8 protein-coding genes and 1 tRNA gene are annotated in these 5,878 nt (G+C 58.6%); 2 read left to right on the forward strand and 7 right to left on the reverse strand.

The genetic code is table 11. The features are described from left to right. The 5 genes from NW839_RS03685 to NW839_RS03705 form a co-directional block, all read right to left on the reverse strand. Positions 1 to 541: endolytic transglycosylase MltG (locus NW839_RS03685; protein WP_414351717.1), on the reverse strand; the 541-nt coding region annotated here is incomplete at its 3' end. Positions 542 to 643: 102 nt separating this feature from the next. Beyond that, positions 644 to 1,405, reverse strand: coding sequence for a UMP kinase (gene pyrH / locus NW839_RS03690; protein ID WP_011433861.1), 762 nt, complete (start codon positions 1,403 to 1,405; stop codon positions 644 to 646). A 98-nt stretch (positions 1,406 to 1,503) separates the two neighbouring features. Further along, entirely contained in the window at positions 1,504 to 1,653 is a 150-nt protein-coding gene (locus NW839_RS03695; protein WP_414351718.1) for a hypothetical protein, read from the reverse strand. Between the two features lie 115 nt (positions 1,654 to 1,768). Beyond that, positions 1,769 to 2,104: a TMEM165/GDT1 family protein gene (locus NW839_RS03700; protein ID WP_011433859.1), complete on the reverse strand. Its 336-nt coding sequence runs from the start codon at positions 2,102 to 2,104 to the stop codon at positions 1,769 to 1,771. 57 nt (positions 2,105 to 2,161) lie between these two features. After that, a complete protein-coding gene (locus NW839_RS03705) occupies positions 2,162 to 2,701 on the reverse strand; it encodes a TMEM165/GDT1 family protein (protein ID WP_414351719.1) in 540 nt (179 codons plus the stop codon). A gap of 98 nt (positions 2,702 to 2,799) precedes the next feature. On the opposite strand from NW839_RS03705, the gene NW839_RS03710 reads away from it, so the two are divergent. Beyond that, a tRNA-Ile gene (locus NW839_RS03710) sits at positions 2,800 to 2,872 on the forward strand. A gap of 159 nt (positions 2,873 to 3,031) precedes the next feature. On the opposite strand, the gene NW839_RS03715 is transcribed toward NW839_RS03710, so the two are convergent. Both NW839_RS03715 and NW839_RS03720 read right to left on the reverse strand, forming a co-directional pair. Then, entirely contained in the window at positions 3,032 to 4,384 is a 1,353-nt protein-coding gene (locus tag NW839_RS03715; RefSeq protein ID WP_414380480.1) for a D-alanyl-D-alanine carboxypeptidase, read from the reverse strand. A gap of 51 nt (positions 4,385 to 4,435) precedes the next feature. Beyond that, positions 4,436 to 4,816, reverse strand: a complete 381-nt coding sequence (locus tag NW839_RS03720; protein WP_414331816.1) for a hypothetical protein — start codon at positions 4,814 to 4,816, stop codon at positions 4,436 to 4,438. Positions 4,817 to 5,172: 356 nt separating this feature from the next. Here NW839_RS03720 and NW839_RS03725 point away from each other — a divergent pair, with 356 nt between their 5' ends. Beyond that, positions 5,173 to 5,619 (forward strand): Fur family transcriptional regulator, encoded by a 447-nt coding sequence (locus NW839_RS03725; RefSeq protein ID WP_011433855.1) that lies wholly within the window; start codon positions 5,173 to 5,175, stop codon positions 5,617 to 5,619. Positions 5,620 to 5,878: the final 259 nt, after the last annotated feature.

Raw genomic sequence — 5,878 nt, forward strand, 5'->3', positions numbered from 1 at the left:
TCACCCGGGTCACGGCAATGAAGGCATCGGCTGCCAGCCAGTTGCGCTGGGCCAGAGCCTCTGCCATTTGCTCGATGCGCCAACCCTCCGGGATGGTCAGACGTCTTTGCAGGATCCTTCCCTGCCGCAGTTGCTGGGCCACGGCCAGCATGTCCTGGTTGGGATCCAAAGCGTAGGTGCCCGCCTGAAACACCCAGTCGCGCCCGAAGGTGCGGCTCCACAGCTCCCAAGCCAGAGCTGAGCGAATCACCCCTGCTTGGCGCAGTTTTTGCCCGATCAGACGGCTGCTGCTGCCCGGCTGGATCACCACCTGGATCGGTTCTGAACCGCCCACCGGCTGTAGCCAGGTCATCCACTGCCAGTAGACCAATCCCCCGGCCAGAACCAACAGGAAGATCAAGCTCTGCAAAAGACGCCGACCCCAGCGTTCGCGTAAGCGTTGCTTAGCGACATGGGGTGCCGCAGGCACAGCGCTTTGGGCAGCAGAGCTTCTGGGCGAGACGGGATCCTTTTGGGCCGAATGCTGAACCTGATCTGTCATTGCCTTTCCCTCCAAACGGCCTGAGCACACCCTTGAGCCAGGCTATCCTTCGGACTCAATCCTGGCTAAGGCGTCGCCGGACTCTCAAGGCCGATTTCCCCCCTAACTTGGGATCAACTCTCCTGGGCTGGGGATCCCGTTGTTCTCGACCGTCCGCTGTCCGATCCAAGTGCCGATGGGTTCTCCCTGCACCACTCGATAAATATTGCCAGGGGTAGTCAGGTCAAAGACCACGATGGGCAATTGATTTTCCTTGCAGAGGGCGATGGCGGTGCTGTCCATAACCCGCAGATCGCGGTTCAGCACATCCTGATAGCTGAGGACATCGTAGCGGCGGGCCTGAGGGTGAGTCTTGGGATCCGCATCGTAAACTCCGTCCACCTTGGTGGCTTTGAAAATCACCTCGGCATCGATCTCCGCCGCCCGCAAGGCCGCAGTCGTGTCGGTGGTGAAGAAGGGGTTGCCAGATCCTGCCCCAAAAATCACCACCCGCCCCTTTTCCAGGTGACGAATGGCGCGGCGACGAATATAGGGCTCCGCCACCTCCTGCATGGCGATGGCCGTCTGCACCCGGGTGGGGATCCCGGCTCGCTCAATGGCATCCTGCAGGGTTAAGGCGTTGATGACGGTGGCCAGCATCCCTACGTAGTCGGCAGAAGCCTGATCCATCCCTTGGGCAGCCGCCTCTTTGCGCCCGCGCCAGATGTTACCCCCTCCCACCACAATCGCCACCTGCACACCGGCCCGTACCACTGAGGCCACTTCGCCGGCAATGGACTTCAAGACCTCGGGGTCGATCCCGTAGGGGCGCTCCCCCATCAGGGCTTCACCACTCAACTTCAGTAGAATCCGTCGATATTTCATGCTTATCCGCTCCGGCCCACCCCTGCATACGATAGCAGGTTTGTTGAACTAGCTCCGCTCACAGGATTGACCGACAGAGCATCTCGACAAAAACAACCTTACTGCTGTTCTTCGCCAGCGCTGGCCTCGTTGTCGCAGGGGGCAGAACGGAAGCGGCGGCCATTGCGAGCACGACTTTTTTGGAACTGTTTGGCATATTCGCGGTTGCGCTCGGCTTTTTCCCGCTTCAGATTGCGTTTTTTGGCCATGCTGGTTTTCCTGACCGGTTGTCCGGACTCAAGTGAAGGTCCTCAGTTTGAAGTGTCAAAGTGAGGCGCTCTTAATCCTATCACGCTTTGCCGAAGCCATCCTGAAGCCCTCTGCTCAGCCGGCTATGGGCAGGGATCCCCACAACAAGACTAGGCCCATCACAACAAACCCCACGCCTGCCAGGGTTTTGATCCAGCGAGGTGGGATCAGGCGGGCCACCCAAGCTCCTGCCCACACCCCAATTAGGCTGGTGCTGATCAAAGCAGCAGCAGCGCCCAAAAAGATTACCCCAGCGTTTTGCGAGCGGGCACTGAGGAGCAGGGTCGCCAATTGGGTTTTATCGCCCATTTCGGCCAGCAGAATCGAGCCAAAGCTCACTAGGGCGGCCCGTCCGGCCATTTGCCGCAGCAAAAAAGACGGGGTTCGGCTATCGTTGTCTTGGATCAACACGTTCCTCGGTTGTTCTCCACTCTGTCCTGCCGGGTTGGCATCGGCTGCTCAGGGAGGCTAGCCCTCTGGGAGCTTGTTCCCCCGCCACTCCTGCCATAATACATAGCCCCCGATCATCAGGAACCCTGCACCCGCCAACCATTGTAGCCAGCCCGGGGGAATGACTTGCCCCAGACCTTCCCCCAACACTACGCTGAGCAAACTGGCGGTCACCAAGGCACCGGCGGAACCGAAAAAGATCGCCCAAGGAGATTGGGATTGGGCACTCATGAGCAAGGTTGCCAACTGGGTTTTATCGCCCATTTCCGCCACAAACACGGTTAAAAAAGTAACAAGCCAGAGCTGCAGCGGGGATCCCTCAGGAAGATTGCTGTCGGAAGAGGGGGGGTTAGGGAGGGGCGGTGTCGTCGGAAGTCCAATCTCGGGGGCGGAAGACAAGGCCAAACTCTCCCCGGCAGGCTGGAAATCCACAGCGGATCCATCCCCGTAAAGATAGTGCTGCCCAACGGCCAAGAAGCCAAAACAGAGAGCCGAGGACAAGGCAATCAACCCCAAGCCCAGGGCCATTTGCCCCTGCCAAGAACGCGGCGCAGCCATGGCGTCAGATCCTAACCACCGACATGCAGCTTATCCTGTTTTCAGCCGCTTCTGGAGGAGACAAGGGCGCTAGAGTAAACGCTAGAGTAAAAGAATCAGGGGCGTTGGCCGAGCGGTTTAGGCAGCAAACTCATAATTTGCCTTACACAGGTTCGATCCCTGTACGCCCCATGGGAAGGATCCCTGCCGGACGAGGTTTCTGGGTTGAGGGCTGTTGACAGCGGGCCAAGTCGATCTCAATTCCCAAACTGGGAGGGCGGACATAGGACTGCGTTCCGCTAACGCGACCGAGGTCACTCTGGGCTGAGAAAGAACCGGTTGGGCACAGTTTCAAAGACGCGGGTTCAGCTCCGTGCGGGATCCCGTATCCCCAGAGCGAGGGATCCAACGCTCAGGCAAGGTGGTGGGGGATCCCCATTGGGATTGGAGGCGGCTGAGGAATTGTCCCTGCTGGGTGCGAAAGCCGACCAGATCGGATCCGCCATTCATCAGGGCAAACCAGATGTCCCCCTGCTCGGTTGGCAGTACACCCGCCAAGGTGCTGACGCTCCTCAGGGTGCCCGACTTGGCAATTAGGATCCCTGGCAACAGACGCCGTTCCAACACCCCCACATCCTGGCCGACGACGGCAAAAGCATCGGCAAGAGAGAGCCCCTGCTCCTCCAGAAGAGATTGGATCGCTCGAAGCAAAGCTACATTGGCCCGCGGCGAAATGCGGTTTTCCACCCCCAACCCGGAGCCGTTGATCAGTTGCAGCTCTTCGGGCGGGATCCCGGTGATGGCCCGGGCGATTTGGGCCACTTGGTCTGCTCCCCCCACCGCATCGGCCAACATCTCGGCCATGGAGTTGTTGCTGTAGAGGTTCATCAGCTTGACCAGGTGAATGAGGGGGGGGGACTCATGTCTGAGCAAAACCTGAGCGCCGGGCGGGATCTGCTGGGCAACCCGTACCGAGCCCAAGATCTCCACCTGCGGTCTGGGTGTGCCGGGGGGTAAGGTTTGAAATTGGGCCTCCGCCTCTGGCGGCCAGCGCCGCGCATCCAGCCCCTGCCGCAACAGGGATCCCGATTGCGCCACATCCCGGGAAAAGTTCATGTAAAAGCGGCCCACCACCACCAGATCCCCGCGCACCTGGCGGATCCCATAGGCATTGAGCAGGTTGCCGACGGAGAAGGCTTCCTCCCAGACGAACAAGGGATCCTCCCCCCCCAGAACCCAGAGATCCCCCTGTAGAACTCCCTCAGCAGTTAAGGGGCCAGTGGCCAGCCAGGTGGTAACAAAGCGGTGCTGCGGGCCAAAGTGCTGCAAAGCGGCCAGGGTCGTTGCCACCTTGGTCAAAGAAGCAGCCGGCAAGGGTGTGGATCCCTGATGCTGTCCCAAAACAAGGATTCTGTCCCGCTGAGGCGAAGGATCCTCCATCTGCAGCCAAACCCCCTGAGCCGCGGGCGAAAACCCCCGACCGGCCAACTGAGCCAGATAAGTTTCCACCTGAGGTTGCAGGGATCCCTGCTCCGTCGCCTGGGAATGGGGAGACAAACCCAGCAACAGAATTGCCGCCGAGAGCAGCCCAACCCAGCTGGAAACCAGCCGCCTACCGGGCCAGCCCCACAGATGTCGTTCGTGCCGTGGCGTCAGCGTTGCGGAGCAACAGTGTTGTGTAGCACCATGGGGTGCCGCAGGCATAGCACTTTTCACGGAAAACACCCTCTAAACATCCCGGCAACCGAGGGGGCATCAGCTCGTCAATTCCCAGCCACCCTCTTCCACAGGCTCTACATCGATGGTGCCGGGGGGTGTTTGCCGATAAAAACGTCCGTCTGCAACAAACAGCGGCTCTCCACAATTGGGGCAAAAGAAATGGCTGCCCTCAATGGCTTGCGATTCCGACCCACACACCGGGCAGCGATCCGTCGTGATCCAGCGGCGCGCCCACCAGCGAAAGGCCAGGAGCACCAACACCGGCAAGGACAGCAAAAGCAGCAACAGGGCCACCAATCCAGTGACCAGCCACCCCAGCCCGATACTGGTCAGCAAAGCTGCCAACGCCAGGGATCCCAGCCAGAACCCCCAGCCACCCAGAGAAATGGAATAGGTTTTGGGCTGCTCAAACCGCATTTTCGTTTTCCCTTCCCGATCACTACGCTTGCCAACGCTGTCAGGATGCCGCGGGCCTTTTCTTGAGTATGTTAGCCTAGGCGCGCCCGAACACCAGAAACAGTCCGCCACATGGCTCTGCTCTGTAGGCTAGCTCATCCGGGATGGATGAGGGATTGGGTTTCCCGCACCCTTCCCGAGGCTCTCCCGGCAGCCCATGCGCCTCAGTTGCGTCCCTGTTCTATTGGGCCTGAACTGAGCCTGAACGATGTCTTCAGCAACCAAGTCGGGTGGTGTCGTCATAAATGAAGTTATTATCAATTACAGAACTTATTGACTGTTACGGCGACGTTGCCCAACAGCGGAGGGGCGGCATCATGGTCTACACCGAAGAGGCGTTCAAGGCAGAGCTCAATGCCAAAGGCTGGCGAGCCACTCGGCAGCGGGAGATCATCCTGCAAACGTTTCAAAACTTGCCTGAGGGCACGCATCTGAGCGCGGAGGAGTTGCACAAAAAGTTGCGGGAAGAAGGCCACAACATTAGCCTTTCCACCATTTACCGCACCGTCAAGCTGATGTCCCGCATGGGCATTTTGCGAGAACTGGAACTGACCGAAGGGCACAAACATTACGAGATCAACCAGCCGGCCCCCCACCACCACCACCATCTGGTGTGCGTCAAGACCAACAAGGTGATCGAGTTCAAAAACAACGCCATTCTTAACATCACCCAGAAGGTGGCAGAAAAGTACGGTTTCAAAGTGTTGGATTGCCAGCTCACCATTATTGGTATCAGCCCAGAAGGGCAGCGCTCGATTTTGTAGCCAAAAATTCCCAAAGCTCAGGTTCTCATGCTTTCCCAGAAGGGGAACTGTACTGGGCTGGTAGGAGGACGGGGATCCCGTCAACGGGAGGAAATGCCAGAATAGCTCCCGTGAGGCCAATCGGCAGTCGGCAACCGAGGCAACAGTTGAATGGTTGATGAATAGTTGATCTTCTTCGCCCCACTAGATCCGGGAGAGCATGACTCTAGTCAATAATAAGCTCAACTATACTGAAAATAATGTATAATATGTTCAGTAC

The organism is Synechococcus sp. R5-15 (assembly GCF_047462035.1).
Lineage (GTDB): Bacteria > Cyanobacteriota > Cyanobacteriia > Thermostichales > Thermostichaceae > Thermostichus.

Bases quoted from the DNA above. Each gene is read 5' to 3' on its own strand.
- pyrH (WP_011433861.1), bottom strand. From the start codon at position 1,405: ATGAAATATCGACGGATTCTACTGAAGTTGAGTGGTGAAGCCCTGATG.
- NW839_RS03695 (WP_414351718.1), bottom strand. From the start codon at position 1,653: ATGGCCAAAAAACGCAATCTGAAGCGGGAAAAAGCCGAGCGCAACCGC.
- NW839_RS03705 (WP_414351719.1), bottom strand. From the start codon at position 2,701: ATGGCTGCGCCGCGTTCTTGGCAGGGGCAAATGGCCCTGGGCTTGGGG.
- NW839_RS03715 (WP_414380480.1), bottom strand. From the start codon at position 4,384: ATGCCTGCGGCACCCCATGGTGCTACACAACACTGTTGCTCCGCAACG.
- NW839_RS03720 (WP_414331816.1), bottom strand. From the start codon at position 4,816: ATGCGGTTTGAGCAGCCCAAAACCTATTCCATTTCTCTGGGTGGCTGG.
- NW839_RS03725 (WP_011433855.1), top strand. From the start codon at position 5,173: ATGGTCTACACCGAAGAGGCGTTCAAGGCAGAGCTCAATGCCAAAGGC.